This is a genomic window from Janthinobacterium sp. (assembly GCF_009923995.1).
Classification (GTDB): domain Bacteria; phylum Pseudomonadota; class Gammaproteobacteria; order Burkholderiales; family Burkholderiaceae_D; genus Janthinobacterium.
Window position 1 is genome coordinate 1 of record NZ_RFSK01000063.1, and the last position, 15,616, is coordinate 15,616.

Annotated in this window: 17 protein-coding genes; 6 read left to right on the forward strand and 11 right to left on the reverse strand. The window is 66.8% G+C overall.

The genetic code is table 11. From position 1 onward, the window contains the following. Window positions 1-117 precede the first annotated feature (117 nt). Window positions 118-888, reverse strand: a complete 771-nt coding sequence (gene yaaA / locus EBS11_RS23360; protein ID WP_290606955.1) for a peroxide stress protein YaaA — start codon at window positions 886-888, stop codon at window positions 118-120. Window positions 889-918: 30 nt separating this feature from the next. Between yaaA and EBS11_RS23365 the strand changes: the two genes are divergently transcribed. The 3 genes from EBS11_RS23365 (at window position 919) to EBS11_RS23375 (ending at window position 3,765) form a co-directional block, all read left to right on the forward strand. Beyond that, on the forward strand, window positions 919-1,353 hold the full coding sequence (locus EBS11_RS23365) for a putative toxin-antitoxin system toxin component, PIN family (protein ID WP_070281998.1): 435 nt from the start codon (window positions 919-921) through the stop codon (window positions 1,351-1,353). 82 nt (window positions 1,354-1,435) lie between these two features. Further along, window positions 1,436-2,614, forward strand: a complete 1,179-nt coding sequence (locus tag EBS11_RS23370; protein ID WP_290606958.1) for a pyridoxal phosphate-dependent aminotransferase — start codon at window positions 1,436-1,438, stop codon at window positions 2,612-2,614. Between the two features lie 47 nt (window positions 2,615-2,661). Beyond that, window positions 2,662-3,765: an HD domain-containing phosphohydrolase gene (locus EBS11_RS23375; protein WP_290606960.1), complete on the forward strand. Its 1,104-nt coding sequence runs from the start codon at window positions 2,662-2,664 to the stop codon at window positions 3,763-3,765. Between the two features lie 7 nt (window positions 3,766-3,772). Here EBS11_RS23375 and EBS11_RS23380 read toward each other — a convergent pair whose 3' ends face one another. Next, window positions 3,773-4,435, reverse strand: a complete 663-nt coding sequence (locus EBS11_RS23380; RefSeq protein WP_290606962.1) for a DUF2625 family protein — start codon at window positions 4,433-4,435, stop codon at window positions 3,773-3,775. A 260-nt stretch (window positions 4,436-4,695) separates the two neighbouring features. Here EBS11_RS23380 and EBS11_RS23385 point away from each other — a divergent pair, with 260 nt between their 5' ends. The 3 genes from EBS11_RS23385 to EBS11_RS23395 all read left to right on the forward strand — a co-directional run bounded on the left by EBS11_RS23385 (window position 4,696) and on the right by EBS11_RS23395 (window position 7,549). Next, the gene (locus tag EBS11_RS23385; protein WP_290606964.1) at window positions 4,696-5,547 is read left to right on the forward strand and encodes a helix-turn-helix transcriptional regulator; all 852 of its coding nucleotides are present in this window, start codon (window positions 4,696-4,698) and stop codon (window positions 5,545-5,547) included. Between the two features lie 30 nt (window positions 5,548-5,577). Further along, complete coding sequence (locus EBS11_RS23390; RefSeq protein ID WP_290606966.1) at window positions 5,578-6,612, forward strand: serine hydrolase; 1,035 nt, start codon at window positions 5,578-5,580, stop codon at window positions 6,610-6,612. A gap of 121 nt (window positions 6,613-6,733) precedes the next feature. Beyond that, window positions 6,734-7,549, forward strand: a complete 816-nt coding sequence (locus EBS11_RS23395) for an APH(3')-I family aminoglycoside O-phosphotransferase (protein WP_290606968.1) — start codon at window positions 6,734-6,736, stop codon at window positions 7,547-7,549. Between the two features lie 14 nt (window positions 7,550-7,563). On the opposite strand, the gene EBS11_RS23400 is transcribed toward EBS11_RS23395, so the two are convergent. The 9 genes from EBS11_RS23400 to EBS11_RS23440 all read right to left on the reverse strand — a co-directional run bounded on the left by EBS11_RS23400 (window position 7,564) and on the right by EBS11_RS23440 (window position 15,533). Continuing rightward, entirely contained in the window at window positions 7,564-7,992 is a 429-nt protein-coding gene (locus EBS11_RS23400; protein WP_290606970.1) for a hypothetical protein, read from the reverse strand. Between the two features lie 150 nt (window positions 7,993-8,142). Continuing rightward, a complete protein-coding gene (locus EBS11_RS23405) occupies window positions 8,143-9,003 on the reverse strand; it encodes a DUF6624 domain-containing protein (RefSeq protein WP_290606972.1) in 861 nt (286 codons plus the stop codon). Between the two features lie 40 nt (window positions 9,004-9,043). Next, the gene (locus EBS11_RS23410; RefSeq protein ID WP_290606974.1) at window positions 9,044-10,141 is read right to left on the reverse strand and encodes a tetratricopeptide repeat protein; all 1,098 of its coding nucleotides are present in this window, start codon (window positions 10,139-10,141) and stop codon (window positions 9,044-9,046) included. An 18-nt stretch (window positions 10,142-10,159) separates the two neighbouring features. After that, on the reverse strand, window positions 10,160-11,062 hold the full coding sequence (locus tag EBS11_RS23415; protein ID WP_290606976.1) for an AAA family ATPase: 903 nt from the start codon (window positions 11,060-11,062) through the stop codon (window positions 10,160-10,162). Beyond that, entirely contained in the window at window positions 11,063-12,862 is a 1,800-nt protein-coding gene (gene mshL, locus EBS11_RS23420) for a pilus (MSHA type) biogenesis protein MshL (protein ID WP_290607013.1), read from the reverse strand. Between the two features lie 10 nt (window positions 12,863-12,872). After that, complete coding sequence (locus EBS11_RS23425; protein ID WP_290606978.1) at window positions 12,873-13,232, reverse strand: MSHA biogenesis protein MshK; 360 nt, start codon at window positions 13,230-13,232, stop codon at window positions 12,873-12,875. Continuing rightward, a complete protein-coding gene (gene gspM / locus EBS11_RS23430; protein WP_290606979.1) occupies window positions 13,217-13,930 on the reverse strand; it encodes a type II secretion system protein GspM in 714 nt (237 codons plus the stop codon). The genes EBS11_RS23425 and gspM overlap by 16 nt, the downstream gene beginning before the upstream one ends. Continuing rightward, on the reverse strand, window positions 13,927-14,601 hold the full coding sequence (locus EBS11_RS23435) for a PilN domain-containing protein (RefSeq protein ID WP_290606981.1): 675 nt from the start codon (window positions 14,599-14,601) through the stop codon (window positions 13,927-13,929). The genes gspM and EBS11_RS23435 overlap by 4 nt, the downstream gene beginning before the upstream one ends. Then, the gene (locus EBS11_RS23440; RefSeq protein WP_290606983.1) at window positions 14,598-15,533 is read right to left on the reverse strand and encodes an agglutinin biogenesis protein MshI; all 936 of its coding nucleotides are present in this window, start codon (window positions 15,531-15,533) and stop codon (window positions 14,598-14,600) included. Before EBS11_RS23440 ends, EBS11_RS23435 begins: the two co-directional genes overlap by 4 nt. Window positions 15,534-15,616: the final 83 nt, after the last annotated feature.

A 15,616-nucleotide genomic window follows, 5' to 3' on the forward strand; every position in this document is an offset into this window, starting at 1 on the left:
AACCGGGCTAGCCCGGTTTTTTTTCTTGCTTCAACCCCAAAAGCAAGAACCGGGGTCGTACCCTCAGGGTACGACCCCAGCTTTTGCAGCTGGGGGGCTTTACCGATTCATGCGCGCCTATTCGCCCACCTTGCGTCTAAATACCCAGCTGGTGTCGTTCGACGCTTCCGGCACGAAACCATAGCCATCGACGTCGAACTGCTTCAGCTGTTCCGGATCGCGGATGGCGTTGACGGCCGCGTAGCGGGCCAGCATGCCGCGCGCGCGCTTGGCGTAGAAGGAAATGATTTTATACTTGCCGTTCTTCCAGTCCTCGAACACGGGCGCGATGACGGGCACGTCCAGCTGGCGCGGCTTGACGGATTTGAAATATTCCTCGGAAGCAAGATTGACCAGCACCTTGGCGCCCTGCTCCCTGGCCGTGCGGTTCAAACCTTCGGTAATGGTGTCGCCCCAGAACGCGTATAGATCCTTGCCGCGCGCCGTCGACAAGCGCGTGCCCATTTCCAGGCGGTGCGGGTGGATCAGGTCGAGCGGACGCAGCAGGCCATACAGGCCCGACAGGATGCGCACCTGCGACTGGGCGTAGTCGAGCTGGGCAGGCTGCAGGCTGCGCGCCTCGAAACCGGCGTACACGTCGCCATTGAAGGCCATGATGGCCTGGCGCGCATCATCGAGCCTGGGCGTCCAGGACGCATAGCGGGCCACGTTGAGGGCGGACAAGGCGTCGGAAATACCCATCAGGCTGCCCACTTCGGCGGGCGAAAACTGGCGCATGCGGGCTATGAGCTGGGCGGAATGGTCGAGAAAATCGGGGGTGCTGTGCAACGTGGTTGTTGGCGGCGTCTCCAGGTCGAGACTCTTGGCGGGCGAAAGCACGATCAACATAAATTATCACTACAGAATAGAATTGCCGACATGATACCTGCTCCACAAAAACTCGTCCTCGACACCAACGTCTGCCTCGACCTGTTCGTCTTCAACGACCCCCGCTGGGCGCCCCTGCTGGCGGCCATGGAAAGCGGCGCCGTGCACGCCATCACGCGCGAAGATTGCCGCGCGGAATATCTGGTCGTCCTGCATTACAAGCATCTGCCCCTCGATGAAGCCAGCCGCGCCGTCGCCGCCGCCCGCTTCGACGCCCACATCACGGTCGTGGCGCCGCCCGTCTCCGGCGTGCGCCTGCCCGTCTGCACGGACAAGGATGACCAGAAATTCCTCGAACTGGCGCGCGACGCCAATGCCGACATCCTCATCACCAAGGACAAGGCCCTGCTGAAACTGGCCCGCAAGACGGCCAAGGCCGGCATGTTCAAGATCATGGTGCCGGAAGGCTGGGCCTTGCCGGGCTGAGCCAGCGAGGGCTGCACGGAACGCCACGCGCTGCGCTAGAATGGGAAACGATTCCACTTTCCGCACCGCGACCCTACCGTTCATGAACAGCCCGTCCCTGCCCTACACGACTCCCGCCCTGACCACCCGCTTGCCTCTCGTGGGCACCACCGTGTTTACCCGCATGTCCAGCCTGGCGGTCCAGCACGGCGCCGTCAACCTGGGCCAGGGCTTTCCCGATTTCGATTGCGACCCGGCCCTGGTCGAGCTGGTCAGCGGCGCCATGCGCGCCGGCCACAACCAGTATCCCATGATGACGGGCGCCGCCCCCCTGCGCGAGGCCATCGCCGCGAAGATCGCCAGCCTGTACGGCCACACCTACGATGCGGGCACGGAAATCACCGTCACGGCCGGCGCCACGCAGGCGCTGACCACGGCGATTTTATGCTGCGTGCACCCGGGCGACGAAGTCATCGTCATCGAACCGGCCTACGACAGCTACCTGCCCGCCATCGCCCTGGCCGGCGGCGTGCCCGTGCTGGTGTCCATGGAAGTGGGCGAGCAAGGCTACAGCGTGCCGTGGGACAAGCTGGCCGCCGCCGTCAGCCCCAAGACGCGCTTGATCATCATCAATACGCCCCACAATCCGACGGGCACCATCCTGCGCCCGGCCGACATCGCCGCGCTGACCGACATCGTGCGCGGCACGCAAATCCTCATCCTGTCCGATGAAGTCTACGAACACATGGTCTACGACGGCGTGCGCCATGAATCGCTGAGCCGCCACCCGGAACTGGCCGCGCGCAGCTTCATCGCCTCCAGCTTCGGCAAGACGTACCACGTGACGGGCTGGAAAGTGGGCTACGTGGCGGCACCAGCGGCCCTGACGGCGGAATTTCGCAAGGTGCACCAGTACAACGTGTTTACCGTCAACACGCCCATGCAGCACGGCATCGCCGGCTACATGGCCGCGCCGCAGCCCTACCTGGACTTGCCCGCGTTTTACCAGCGCAAGCGCGATCTGTTCCGCGACGGCCTGGCGGGCAGCCGTTTTACCCTGCTGCCGGCCGACGGCACGTATTTCCAGTGCGTGCGTTACGATGCCATTTCGCAAGAGAGCGAAGCGCAGTTCGCCGAATGGCTGACGGCGGAAATCAAGGTGGCCGCCATTCCCGTCTCCGCGTTCTATGCGCAGGGCAAGGAATCGGGCATCGTGCGCTTCTGCTTCGCCAAGCAGGACGATACCTTGCGCCTGGCGCTGGAGCGCCTGCGCAGCATATAACCGAGCATTGAGCATGGCTCCGCTGCGGCGGGGCAAAGGATGACAGCATGGTACAGCGTCGCATCGGCCCGGCCGACCTGGTTCCCGGCGAACCCCTGCCCTGGGATCTGTTCCTGGCGGACCATAGTGCCGGCCCGCAACTACGCAAGGGCCAGATCATTACGGATGGCACCCAGCTGGGGCGGCTATTGCAGCTGGGCCTGTACGTGGGCGCGCCGGACCAGCCTTCCGTCCTGCGCCTGCTGAACGAAGCGGCGCAGCGCCTGGAACGGCTGCTGCTGGACTTGCGCAGCGAAAACAATGCCGAGCGCGACGTGCGCGACATCGCCCGCGAACTGCTGCGCGCGCTCGAACACGATGCAGACATCGCCCTGGCCAGCATCCTGCTCAACCAGATCGCCGGCAGCTATGCCGTGCGCCACTGCATCGAAACAGCGCTGCTGGCCATGCTCGTGGGCCGCAGCATGCACAAGTCCCACGACGAGCTGCTGCTGATCGGCGCCGCCGCCCTGACCATGAACGTGGGCATGCTGCGCCACCACGACAGCTTCCAGGACCGCCGCGGCCCCCTGAACGACGAGGAAATGCGCATCGTGCGCCAGCATCCGCAGGAAAGCGAGGAACTGCTGCGCTGCGCCGGCGTCGACGACGAGGAATGGCTCAGCTGCGTGCTGCTGCACCATGAAAACGACGACGGCAGCGGCTATCCGCAGGGGCGCACGGCCGATGAAATCCTGCAGAACGCCAAGCTGATCGGCCTGGCCGACCGCTATTGCGCCCGCGTCTCGGCGCGCAACTACCGCCGCTCCATCCTGCCGGACCAGGCGCTGCAGCACATCTTCCTCGACCAGGGCGTGCCCATCGATCCGCTGCTGGGCGAACAGTTCGTCAAGCTGCTGGGCAAGTATCCACCCGGCACCCTGGTCCGCCTGCGCAGCGGCGAACTGGGCGTCGTCACGCAACGGGGTGCCGCCCACGTGCACCCGCTGAGCGACCCGCTGGGCGCGCCCCTGGCCGCCGCCGAACTGGCCCAGCTGGCCCCGCGCGACACGGCCGACAGCCGCTTTGCCATCGTGTCCTCGCTGCACGAGGACGACGCGGGCCTGCATTTCAGCATGCGGCACGTGTGGGGCGACGAAGCGCGGCTGTAAATCAGCCTCAGCGCTTGCCCGCCCGCGCATCCGGCAAGGTCTGTTGCAGATCAAGGTTGAGCGCCCACTGCTCCGCCACCGGAATGGCGCGCCGCGAACTGGTCTTGAGGGAACCTTCCTGCGTCCACAGAAAGGGATAAAAAGTCAGACACAGTTCGCCGGACAAGGGCAATTCGTCAAAGTCCGCCGCCGCGCCGGGCTGCCGGCCGTAAAACTGCCGCAGCTGGCGGGTAAAGGCCCATGCGACAAACGCCGTGAAACCGATCTCCAGCGCTTCCCACGCCAGTGTCTCGGGTGCAAAGTAATACATCTTGCCCTGGTCCGGCCCGAGCGCACCGCCGTTGATGGCAAAGAAGCCGCCCAGCACGTCGTCGGCCACCAGCAGAAAACCCTCGGCCCTTCCTTCATTCCACGTAGCAATGTTCCGGCCGAGCTTGCCATGTCCCGAGCCCAGTATCCGGAGCCAGCCGTCATCCACCAGGATGCCCCCCGTTTCATAGGCGATCGCGCCCAGGGGCGAGCGCGTGGTGACCTGCAGACTCAGCAGCACATCGTCCCTGCCGGCCGAGGGTGGCAGCAATTCCACCGGGATGTCGGCCTCGCCGGCCCATTGCCGGATCAGCGGAAACGCCGGATCGTCCCTATCCAATAATTCATTCAATGTACGCATTGCACCTTACCTTATGACCTTATGACCTTATGACCTTATCGATGACCGCTGCCGGCGTCCAGTGTCGCTGGCGGCATCTGGACGCGCCGCAGATTTTACACAGCCACATGCCTGCACGCCTGCCACCGGCCACGCAAAGCCGGCCTGACGCCGCCGTCCGGCATGCCGTGCATTCCCCGGAATCGACCGTTCATCCCGCGCGTGGCGCCATTCGTCGTCCCGCGCTCGCCCGCCAGGGCGGCCGCGCATACCATGCCGATATGACCACTCCACTCCAGTTCAAGTCCGGCCAATTCTATGGCGACGTGCATCACGGCGCGCGCGGCAGCATTTTCGATATCCGCCGCCTGAAGGCCACGCGTGAAGAGGATGAAGTCGAAACGCACCGGCATGACGATGCCCATTTCGTCTTCGTCCTGTCCGGCACGTATATTTCCAGCGCCCTGCACGCCCCGCCGCGCGCGCCTTCGCCCACCCTCGTCTTCAATCCGGCCGGCACGACGCACCGCGACCGCTTCGTCGATGGCAAGGGCAGTTTCATGACGGTATCGCTCGACCCCGCCCTGCTGTCGGGCGCCGAGGAAGTGCATGCGGCCCAGGAATGCGCCACCGTGTTGCGCGATACGGCCAGCGCGGCGGCCGCGTTCCGGCTCGCGTGCGAAGTGAGCCGCGGCGGCGACGGTGCCTTGCTCGAAGCGGGCGCGTGGGAGATGCTGGCCAGCCTGCACAAGGCGCCCCGGCAGGCGCGCCCCGCCCTGCCCGGCTGGGCGCACCAGGCCTATGAAGCCGTGATGGACCTGGCCAATGACACGCATCTGCGCATCGCCGACGTGGCCGCCGCCCTGGGCGTGCATCCCGTGCACCTGGCCCGAGTGTTCCGCCAGGCCTGGGGCTGTTCGCCGGGCGACCTGCTGCGCTGGCGCCGCGTCGACCAGGCCTGCGGCCTGCTGGGCCGCCCGGAACTGAGCATGGCCGACGTGGCGCTGAGCGTGGGCTTTGCCGACCAGAGCCACATGAGCCGCGCCTTCCAGGCCCGCTACGGCATGACGCCGAGCAACTATCGTCGCCAAATGTTTCAAACGTCCAAGACAATGCCCAGACTGCAAGACTAGACTGCCCTTTTCCAACCCTGGAGCACACCCATGTTACGATACCTTCCCCTTCTTCTGGCCTTCGGCGGCAGCGTCCACGCGGGCGAACTGGACGGCGTCACCACCGCCATCGAAGCGGGCGACTACAAGCAGATCACCAGCGTCGTCGTGGCGCAGCATGGTAAGCTGCTCTACGAACACTACTTCGACAAGGATGGCGCCGAAAGCCTGCGCAACACGCGCTCGGTTGGCAAGACGGTGGCCGGCATGCTGGTCGGCCTGGCCATCGAGCGCAAGCTCTTGCGTGCCGACACGCCCGTCCTGCCCTACTTTCCGGAACTGCGCCCGCTGGCCCATGCCGACCCGCGCAAGGACAAGATCACGGTCGAGGATTTCCTGACCATGAGCTCGCTGCTTGAATGCGACGACGACAACCAGCATTCGCGCGGCAACGAAGAACGCATGTATCTCGTGGAAGACTGGAGCCGCTTCGTGGCGGACCTGCCGATCCGCGGCTTTCCCGAATGGCAGCCCCGTCCCGAGCAATCGCCGTATGGCCGCGCCTGGAGCTATTGCACGGCCGGCGTAACGCTGCTGGGGCCGCTGCTCGAAAAGGTGAGCGGCCAGGGCGTGCCGGACTTCGCCGCCGCCAACCTGTTCCAGCCGCTGGGCATCGACAAGGTGAAATGGCAATTCCAGCCCAAGGGCAGCGCCATGACGGGCGGCGGCTTGCAGCTGCGCAGCGTCGATCTGATGAAGCTAGGCCAGCTCTACCTCGACGGCGGGCGCTGGCATGGCAGGCAGGTGATGCCGGCCGAATGGGTCAAGCGCTCGATCGCGCCCCACGCGAACGCGCGCGAAGGCATGGACTATGGCTACCTGTGGTGGCTGCAACCGTTCACGGCCAACGGCCGCACGGTGCAAAGCTATGGGATGGCGGGCTCCGGCGGCAATAAGGTGCTGGTCCTGCCGGAACTCGATGCCGTGGTCGTCATCACCACGACCAACTTCCAGGTGCGCGACGCCCATGGACTCAGCGAAAAATTGCTAACCAAGCTGATCCTGCCGGCATTGATGCGCCCGTGAAGCCATGCTTTTTACAGGCGTCAACTACGCCGCAGTCCATGCGTGAGCACGAAAGGAAACACGCTCGCGTGCTCTTCATTCTCGAAGACGCGCAAGCGCGTCTTCCTGCCGGGAAAATCACATGACAACCTCCAGACGCGAACGCCGCACTGCGCCGGCGCCCTTGCCACCCGACCTGTCCCTGCGCCTTGACGGATATCAATGGGCGCGCGACACCGTCGGCGAATCGGGCGCGGCCGTCTACCGCCTGCATGGCCGGCCCGGCGCGCCGGAGCTGTTCCTGAAACATGGCCGGAATGACGTCGCCGGCATGCTGGCGGACGAAATGGCGCGGCTGCGGTGGCTGCGGCAGCACCTGCCCGTGCCCGCCGTCGAACAGTTCACCTGGACAACGGACCAGGCATGGCTGCTGATGACGGCCATGCCGGGAAAAACGGCATACCAGCTGCTGCAAGCGGACCCGGGACAAGGTCCTGCCGTCGTCGACGCGCTCGCGGCCTTCTTGCGCCGCCTGCATGCCATCCCCGCGAGCGCCTGCCCCTTCGACAGCGGGCATGGCGCCAGGCTGCGCCTGGCCCGCCAGCGCATCGATGCGGGCCTCGTCGATACCGATGATTTTGATGCGGAACGCGCGGGCTGGACGGCGGAACAGGTATGGCAGGCGATACAGGACTGCCTGCCCCTCGCGCCCGACCCCGTGGTGACGCATGGGGATTTTTCGCTGGATAACCTGCTCATGCATGAAGGCCAGGTCGTCGGCTGCATCGATGTCGGCCGCGCCGGCGTGGCCGACCGCTACCAGGACCTGGCCATCCTGTGGAACTGCCTGGGCGAGTTTGGCGCCGAGCTGCAGGACAGGCTTTTCGCGCGCTACGGCTTGCCCGCGCCGGACCAGCACAGGCAGCGCTTCCACTTGCTGCTCGACGAGCTGTTCTGACGCCAGGCCGTTGCTCAGTAGGACTGCACGGGGGCCGCCGATTGCCGGTGCTGCTGCACCAGGATCTTCGTCGTCAACAGGGTCACGCCATACGCCACCCTGCCCTGCTCCACGGGTTTCCAGTGCTGCTCCTCCTGGCGAAACGCCACCGTGTCGATGCCTCTGGCGCGGCCGCCGTGCTCGATGGCCACGATGGCTTCGCCGTTGCTGACGGCACCGATCACGAAGCGCCTGGACGGCACGCCGGAGCGGATCACGCAGCCGTCACTGAACAAGCCGCCCTGGTCCGACAGCGCCGTCTTGTCGCGCATCAGCTCGGTGATCGACTTGACCGCCCCCTTGCTTCCCTCCCGCGCGTTCTTGTTGAGCTCGGTAAACCCCGCCGGTCCGGCGCACGCCAGCCCCGCGACACACCCTACCCACAACCGCTGCCATTTCGCCATGCTCCGCCTCCAAGAGTGAATGTCCACTGTAGCACTTCAGCGCCCGTGGTTGCAGGCGCGGCGCCCCCTGCCGCCGAACGGTTCACGCACGCGCGCTGCAGCACGCCGGGAGGGCTGGCGCGCGTGCGGCCTTGCGGCAAGTCAAACGCGTCAATTGGCCGCAGGGCGGGCCGCTTCCCGCTGCGGCGCGGGCGCCATGACGGCCAGGTTCTGCGCAAGCGAAGACAGCCCCATGCCGTAGCGGCGCGCATCGACATGGGCCGCGTCCTCGATCGGCCGGAGCACTATCGTGCCATCGGCGCGCGCGTGGAACTGGGTGCCGTAGCGCTGCGGCTTGCCGTCGTTGACGAGGACGCGGTCGACCGACGTGGCCAGGTTGGGCAGATTCATCTCGTGCCGGCGCGCGGCATCCTGCATCAGCGCCAGCCAGCGCTTCAAGTCTTGCGCCGGTGCATGCTGGGCCACCAGCCAGGCGCCGCGGGCCGCGGGCGCGCCCACCATGCTATGCGTGGGCCAGCCCTTGTCCGCGATGATCTGCGCCAGGCGCCGCGAACGCGCGCCATCGTCCCTTGCCAGGCGCTGCTGCAGGGCCGCATCGCCCGGCGCCGCAGCGACGGCATGGCGCATCGCGCTGTCCTGCTCGCCCATCTCGAACAGCTCGCGCGCCAGGGCAGGCTCCGGCACCTGCCGCGGGTAGACCCGCATGGGCAGCGGCAGCGCCGTGCGGGCGTCGAACACCACTTGCGGGTCGGAATCCCACGTCTGCTCGCCCAGCATCATGACGCAAGTGATGCCGGGCGGCAGGTCGATGCGGTAGGCGCCGCCATCCGTGCTGCCCTGGATGCGCGCGCGCCCATCCTGGCAGTCGGCAAAGACGGCCAGCTTCTGCGGCCGCGCGTTTGCCGCACTGACGATCTTGCCGGAAAAATGCACCGGCGCCACGCCATTCGCCGCCGCGGCGGCACAGGCGGATGCCAGCAGCGTGGCACCCAGCAGTTGAAGTTTCATCATCGTCCCCTGTCAGGATGGAGCGTCCGCACCCGGCCGCCGCTTACTTGACCGCCGCCAGCTGCACCAGCTTGCGCTCGACAAATGCCTGCAATTGGGGCGACAAGGTCTGCAAGCCCTTGGCCCGCTCGAACGCCTGGCGCGCCTGGGCCGGGTGGTTGTCGGCCTGCAAGGCGATGCCCAGGCCCATCCACCAGACGCTGTTGTCGGGCGCCGTCTGCAGGGCTAGCTGGTATTGCTCGGCCGCTTCGCGGTAGCGCTGTTCGCGCTGCAGCACGCCGGCCAGGAAGGCGCGGTAGTCGCCATTGTCGGCGGCATACGGCAGGCTGCGCATCAGGGTGTCGAGCGCCGCCGGGCCGCCGTTGGTCTTGTCCAGCTGCAAGCGGGCCAGCATCATGGCCTGCGCCGGCTGTTTCGGGTCCAGTGCCAGGCTCAGCTGCAACTGGCGGGCCGCCTCGTCCGGGCGCTGCGCTTCCAGCAGCAGGCGCACCAGGGTTTCGCGCGCGCCCTGGTGGCGCGGGTCGAGCTGCAGGGTCTGCTGCAAGCCGGCCAGGGCTTCGGACACGCGGCCGTCTTCCAGCTGGCCCAGCGCGCGCCGGTAGGTATTTTCCACGCGCTGCTGCGGCGTGACCTGCTTGCCGTCGACAATGCGTTCGCTGGTGGCGGGCGCCGTCTTCGGCACGGGGGCGGCGGCTGGCTGGGAGGCTCTGCCGGTAACGCGATGCAATTCCATGTCGCCAATATCGGCCGGCGCCTTGGCCTTGGATTTCACCTTGACTGCCGGTTCAGCCTGTTCCGCGGCCGCTACTACGGGCATGCCGCGTGGCTCCGCTGGCGCAGGCACAGGTACGGGCGCAGGCTCCGCAACGACGACTGGCGCCGCAGCAGGTGGCGCAGCGGGAACAGGCAACGCCGGCGTGCTGGCCACGCTGACGAGCACGGGCGGCACAGCCGGACGCTTCAGGTAGACCCAGCCCAGGGCGATGGCCGCCGCCGTCAGGCCGGCCGCGCCGCCGAAGACGAGCGCGCGGGACACGCCCCGCTCGCGCTCGGGCACGGAGCGGATGCCCTCCGCGTCCGCGCGCCCCTCGGGGGTGCCGCGCGCATCGAGGTCTTGCAACATCTTGTTAATCAGGCTCATCTACAGGCTCATCATTCGTCATCGGTTCAATAAAGTCCAGCCTGCGCCGCAGGCGGCGGCCAGCACGCCGGCGCCCGCCAGCCACGGCCAGGGGCGGCGCCAGAAGCCGGCCTGGCTGGCCACGGTATCGCTGGCCGCCAGGGCCACGTGGCGGGCGCTGACCTGCTGCCGGCCTTCGCCGTACGCCACCATCAGCGCCTTGTGCGCCATGATGTTGATCAGGCGGGGGATGCCGCCGGAAGCCGTGTACAGGCGGGCCACGCCGCCGCGGCTGAACAGGCGCGCACCGTCGAAGCCGGCCACGCGCAGGCGGTGGGCCACATAGAAATCCACGTCGTCGCGCGAAAGCGGCCCCAGGTGATAGTGAAAGGTGATGCGCTGCGCCAGCTGGCGGATTTCCGGCAGGGCCAGCTTGACGTCCAGCTCCGGCTGGCCGAACAGCACGATCTGCAGCAGCTTGCGCTTTTCCGTTTCCAGGTTCGTCAGCAGGCGCAGCGCTTCGAGGCTCTCGACGGGCATGGCCTGGGCTTCGTCCAGGCACAGCAGCACGCGCTTGCCCTGCGCCGCCAGGTTGAGCAGGCGCAGGTTGAGGGACTTGAGCAATTGATGCTGCTCAATATCCTTTTCCAGCAGCACATCGAGATCCTCGGCCAGGGCGAGGATCAGCGAACGGGGCGACAGGTTCGGATTCGGGATGTAGGCCGTGACGAAATCCGGCCCCAGCGACTGCATGAACTTGCGGCAAAGAAAAGTTTTCCCGGTGCCCACTTCGCCGGTGATCTTGATGAAGCCCTCGCCATTGCGCGCCGCCACCAGCAGGGTGTTGAGCGCCTTCTGCGACTGCGGGCCGTTGAAGAAGAAACTGGTATCGGGCGTGAGGCCGAACGGCGCCTCGCGCAAGCCGAAATGGGCCTGGTACATTTAGCGCCGCTCCGACGGACGGCGCGGGTCGAGCGCCTCGATGCGCTTGCCCGAATCGAGCAAGTCCTCGTTCCAGCTGTTGGCGCCATCGACGATGGTGGGCTTGATCAGCACCACCAGCTCGCGCTTCTGGATCACCTGCCCCGTGTTGCGGAACAGCGCGCCCAGCACGGGGATGTCGCCCGCGCCCGGCACCTGCGAGCGGTCCGACGTCGTCGCCTGGCGCATCAGGCCGCCGATGGCGACGATGCGCCCGTCCTGGCTGCGCACCATGCTGTCCATCTCGGAAGTGCTGGAGGCGGCCAGCGGCAGCTTGAGCGAACCGGCGCTGCCCAGGTCGACTTCCTTGTTGACGGTGGTGACCTGGCTGACGGAAGGATGCACGTGCAGGATGATGTTGCCGTCGGCATCGATCTGCGGCGTCACGTCCAGCACCACACCGGAAAAGAAGGGCTGCAGGGTCACGTTGGGGCTGGTGGTGGCGCCGCTGGACGTGGTGTTGGTGGTGGTCGACACGCCCGTCACGTAAAACTCGTCAGTGCCGATCTTCAGCACGGCCTTCTGGTTGTTCATGGTGGCGATGCGCGGACTCGACAGCACGTGCACGGTGCCCTGCGATTCCAGGAAGGAAATCATGGCGGCGAAGTTGGCCGTCTGGAAAGCCAGGCCGAACATGGAGCCGGCCGACGTGGCCGCCGAACTAAGGCCAAAGCCGCTGCTGGCCGTCAGGCCGCTGCCGTTCGTCATGTTGGGCGGCTGGCCGCCGTTGAAGGGCAGCGGCGCCAGGGTGCCGCCCGGCTGGATGAAACCCGTCGAGATGCGGTTCGTGTGGCCGCTCTTGATGGAGGCGAACGAAGCCCAGTTGATGCCCGTCTGGAAGTTGTCGTTGAGCTGCACTTCGAGGATTTTCGCTTCCAGGATGACTTGCCGGTCGACGGACAATTGCGTTGCCTTCAGGTACATGTCGACATTGCGCAGCTCTTCCGGCATGGCGCGGATGACGATCACGCCCGACTGCGGGCTGAGCACCACCTGCCGCCCGCCTTCCGTGCTGCCGACGATGGCTTCGAGCGACAGCTTCAGTTCGCGCCAGAAATCCGCGTTCGAGGTGGTGGTGAGGTTGCTGCTGTCTTCGCCCGGCACGAGGCCGCCCGCGTTCTGCGTGCTGTTGCCATTGCTGCCGTTGCTGCCGTTGTTGCCCGTGCCGCCCGACACGGTCGGTCCCACGGACGCGACCGAGGTCGACGACACGCGCAGGTTGGAGCTGCCCTTGCGCGCGCCCGTCAGGTAGTTGACGTGGAACAAGCGCGTCTGCATGGTCAGGGGCTTGATGTAGATCTGCGTGCCCTCGACCTTGTAGTCGTAGCCATACAGTTCGCGCACGGCGTCGAGCGCCTGGAACAGGGTGACATCCTTCAGATTGGCCGAAATCGTGCCGCCGATGTCGGGGTGGACGAGCATGTTGTAGCGCGTGCCGGCCACGATGGAGGTGAAGAACTGGCGCGCCGGCACGTTGTTGAAGGCCACGTTGAAGCGTTCGTCGAGCGCGGCGCGGGCCTTCGGCAACTGCTGCGCCAGGGCCGCCACGGGCGGCAGCAGGGCCGCTTCCACGGCATCGGGCTGGGACGCCGGCGTGGTGGTGGCCGCCGCGCCCTTGACGGCATCGGTGATCGCATTGTAGGTATCGCGCTTGACGGGGGCGACGTTGCAGGCGCCCAGGCCCACGCTGACGCCGATGATGGCCGCCATCTTGCTGATACGAATCATTGCAGCTCCGCCGTTCGACTTGTCTTTGTTCATAAGCATGTTTTCATTTCCGTTCCGTCTTGCTGCTCGGATAGAGCTTGACTGTTTCCAGCGACTTACCTTTTCGCAATATCACGGCCGTGTCCTGGATCTCCACCACGACGGCATTGCCCACCTTGCTGCCGGGACGCACGATCTGCCCGTCGATGACGGCGATGCGGCGCCCGCCCGGCTTGCGGGAAATCAAGACCGACTCCAGCCGGGGCCGCGCCGGCGCCGCCGGCACGCCGGCCTGCGGCGCGTGCAGCGCGGCCGGCGGGCGCGTGGGATCGTCGAGAGCTTGCGCCCGGGCGCCGCCCACCGTCAAGCCCAGCAGGAGCAGCGCGGCGGCATGGCGCAGCGCGGGCATCACAGGGCCATCCATGTGTCGTCCAGGCCCAGGGTGTACAGGGTCAGGGTCAGGCGCGCCACGGGATAGGCATCGGCCTCCAGCCGCGCCTTGCCCCAGAACACCTGGGTCGGCATCGTTTGCAGCGCTTGCATATAGTTCACCATATCGGGATAAGAACCTTCCACCACCACCTCCACGCCATGGCGGTGCAGGACCTGGGCGGCAGGCTGGGGCTTGGCGGCGGGCGCGCCGGCCGCCGTTGCGGGCGACACAGGTGCGGGTGCGGGTGCGGCGGCAGGCGCCTCGCCCACCACGCCGGCAGGCAGGGTCTTCATCGACACCAGGCGCAGGCGCGCATGCTGGCGCAGCAGGCTTTCCAGCAGCTGCAGCATGCGCTCGGGCGCCACCAGGCCGCTTTGCATGTGCCGCAGCCCGTCCTTCAGCTTTGCCGTTTCCGCCAGCAGCACCTGCAGGCGGGCGCGGGCGGCCTGGTCCGGGTCGTTCTGGCTCGCTTCGACGAGCAGGACGATTTCCTTGTCCACGCCGGTCGCCAGGCCCCGGTTTTGCGCAATGCTGGCCGTCAGCAGGGCATGCCGGCTGAACAGCGGTTCGAGCACCATGAAATAGCCGCAGAACACGAGCGCCAGCGCGCAGGCGGCAAACACCATGACGCGCTCGCGCAGGGTCAGGGCGTCGAACTTGTCGGCCCATTGCTTCCACTGCTGTTTCATCGACGCGCTCCTTCCGCTGCGGCCGGTGCCGCTGCCGCGGCTGCCGCGACGGCCGAGGACTGCAGGCTGAAGCGCACGTACGGGGGCGGCGCGGCCGCCTTACCGGGCTCGGCCGGGGGCGTGTCGGGCTGGCCGATATCGAGGCTGGCGAAAGTCTTGCCCTTGAGTACCTCCTGCCGTCCCAGGCTGGCGATGTAGGCGGGTACCTGGGACGGGTGCAGGGCATTGCCCTGCAAGCCCATCTCATTGCCGGCACCGACGATGCTGACGCCCGTCAGCCACACGCCATCGACCTTCGCTTGCGCAAAGGCGCGGAAATAGGCGGCATAGCCGCGCGTATTGCCCAGGTTGCCGCTGGCCAGCACGTCGGCCGCATGGCGCAGCGAGGCGCGGTCCGCCTCGGCGCCGGCCAGCTGGCCTTCCAGCGCGGGGTCCTTGCGGCGCGGCGGAAAATTCTGCAGCACCTTGTCGCGGCGCGCTTCGCGCTGCTTCAGCTGCGCCTTCACGGCCGCCTCTTCGCCCTGCAGGCCGGCGACCTGGCGCTGGCCGTACCAGGCGAGGGCCGCCAGGCCCACGGCCAGCAGGCCCAGCGCCTGGGCCGAGGTGGCGGCGGAGACGCGGTGCGCCTTCTTTTCAAACTTGGGATTGAACAGATTGATTTGCTGGCTCATGCGCCCTTCCCTTCCTCGCGCAAGGCGGCGCCCAGCACCTGGAAGTAGCGCGCCTGCGCGCCCGCGTCCAGCAATTCCGGCACGGCCGAGAAATCGAAGACGCTGGCCAGGTCCAGCAATTCCACTGGCATGTACAGATTGTCGGCCAGGTAGCCGTGCAAGCCGTCGGCGCCGCCGGCCGCCAGCAGCAGGCGGGCCACGGAAATATAGTGGAACTGGCGGTCGAAGTGGTCGAACGAGCGCTGCAGTTCCAGGGTGATGCGGTCATGGAAGGCGCTGGCGTCCGCTTCGCGCAGCTGCGCCAGGGTGACGTCGATGCGGCGTGCCTGGTACAGCTCGCGGTTATGGCTCATCGTCAGCAAGCCGCCGTCGGCGTCAAAGCTGAGCATGGCCAGGCCACGTCCCGGGGTTTCCAGCAAGGTGGCGATATTGCGCTGTGCCATCTCCGGTATATCGATGGCCGCCAGGGCGATCTTGCAGTCGGCATACAGCGCCTGGCGCCGCGACACGGCGCTGTCGCGCGCGGCGACGGCGAAGACGCTGCCGCCGCGCGCCACGCCGTTCGGGTCGCCGGGGATATCGATCACGTCTATGGTGGCTTCGGCCAGGGGAAAGTCCAGCATGTCCTTCAGGCGCCAGCCCACGGCCGTCTTGCGCTCCTCGGGCGGCACGGCCGGCGCTTCCAGCGCCAGCAGCTGGTATTCGCCCGCCGCCAGCAGGCTGGTGCAGCGCCAGGACGGAGCCTGCAGCTGCTTGCCCAGCTTTTCCAGCACGTCGGCGCCCGCGGGCCGCGGCGCGGGCTGGAAAGCCACGCCACGGACGACCGGCTTGCCGCCGGCCACGCGCGTGACGGTGGCCGCGCTCACGCCGTCGCTGGCAAATGCCGTCGCCAGCCATCCATCGTATTTTTTTGCTCTAGCGAATAAACCCATGCGACCAATCCATGTAAGTGCCTGTCACGATCTTGTCGCGCAGATAATGCATCAGACCAATTTTAATTCATCACGTCAACTTT

Excerpts from the sequence above, each read along its gene's own strand:
- EBS11_RS23385 (WP_290606964.1), top strand. The coding sequence starts at position 4,696 with ATGACCACTCCACTCCAGTTCAAGTCCGGCCAATTCTATGGCGACGTG.
- EBS11_RS23370 (WP_290606958.1), top strand. The coding sequence starts at position 1,436 with ATGAACAGCCCGTCCCTGCCCTACACGACTCCCGCCCTGACCACCCGC.
- EBS11_RS23365 (WP_070281998.1), top strand. The coding sequence starts at position 919 with ATGATACCTGCTCCACAAAAACTCGTCCTCGACACCAACGTCTGCCTC.
- EBS11_RS23400 (WP_290606970.1), bottom strand. The coding sequence starts at position 7,992 with ATGGCGAAATGGCAGCGGTTGTGGGTAGGGTGTGTCGCGGGGCTGGCG.
- EBS11_RS23415 (WP_290606976.1), bottom strand. The coding sequence starts at position 11,062 with ATGTACCAGGCCCATTTCGGCTTGCGCGAGGCGCCGTTCGGCCTCACG.
- EBS11_RS23380 (WP_290606962.1), bottom strand. The coding sequence starts at position 4,435 with ATGCGTACATTGAATGAATTATTGGATAGGGACGATCCGGCGTTTCCG.
- EBS11_RS23405 (WP_290606972.1), bottom strand. The coding sequence starts at position 9,003 with ATGATGAAACTTCAACTGCTGGGTGCCACGCTGCTGGCATCCGCCTGT.
- yaaA (WP_290606955.1), bottom strand. The coding sequence starts at position 888 with ATGTTGATCGTGCTTTCGCCCGCCAAGAGTCTCGACCTGGAGACGCCG.
- EBS11_RS23425 (WP_290606978.1), bottom strand. The coding sequence starts at position 13,232 with ATGGATGGCCCTGTGATGCCCGCGCTGCGCCATGCCGCCGCGCTGCTC.
- mshL (WP_290607013.1), bottom strand. The coding sequence starts at position 12,862 with ATGAACAAAGACAAGTCGAACGGCGGAGCTGCAATGATTCGTATCAGC.
- EBS11_RS23410 (WP_290606974.1), bottom strand. The coding sequence starts at position 10,141 with ATGAGCCTGATTAACAAGATGTTGCAAGACCTCGATGCGCGCGGCACC.
- EBS11_RS23390 (WP_290606966.1), top strand. The coding sequence starts at position 5,578 with ATGTTACGATACCTTCCCCTTCTTCTGGCCTTCGGCGGCAGCGTCCAC.
- gspM (WP_290606979.1), bottom strand. The coding sequence starts at position 13,930 with ATGAAACAGCAGTGGAAGCAATGGGCCGACAAGTTCGACGCCCTGACC.
- EBS11_RS23440 (WP_290606983.1), bottom strand. The coding sequence starts at position 15,533 with ATGGGTTTATTCGCTAGAGCAAAAAAATACGATGGATGGCTGGCGACG.
- EBS11_RS23375 (WP_290606960.1), top strand. The coding sequence starts at position 2,662 with ATGGTACAGCGTCGCATCGGCCCGGCCGACCTGGTTCCCGGCGAACCC.
- EBS11_RS23435 (WP_290606981.1), bottom strand. The coding sequence starts at position 14,601 with ATGAGCCAGCAAATCAATCTGTTCAATCCCAAGTTTGAAAAGAAGGCG.
- EBS11_RS23395 (WP_290606968.1), top strand. The coding sequence starts at position 6,734 with ATGACAACCTCCAGACGCGAACGCCGCACTGCGCCGGCGCCCTTGCCA.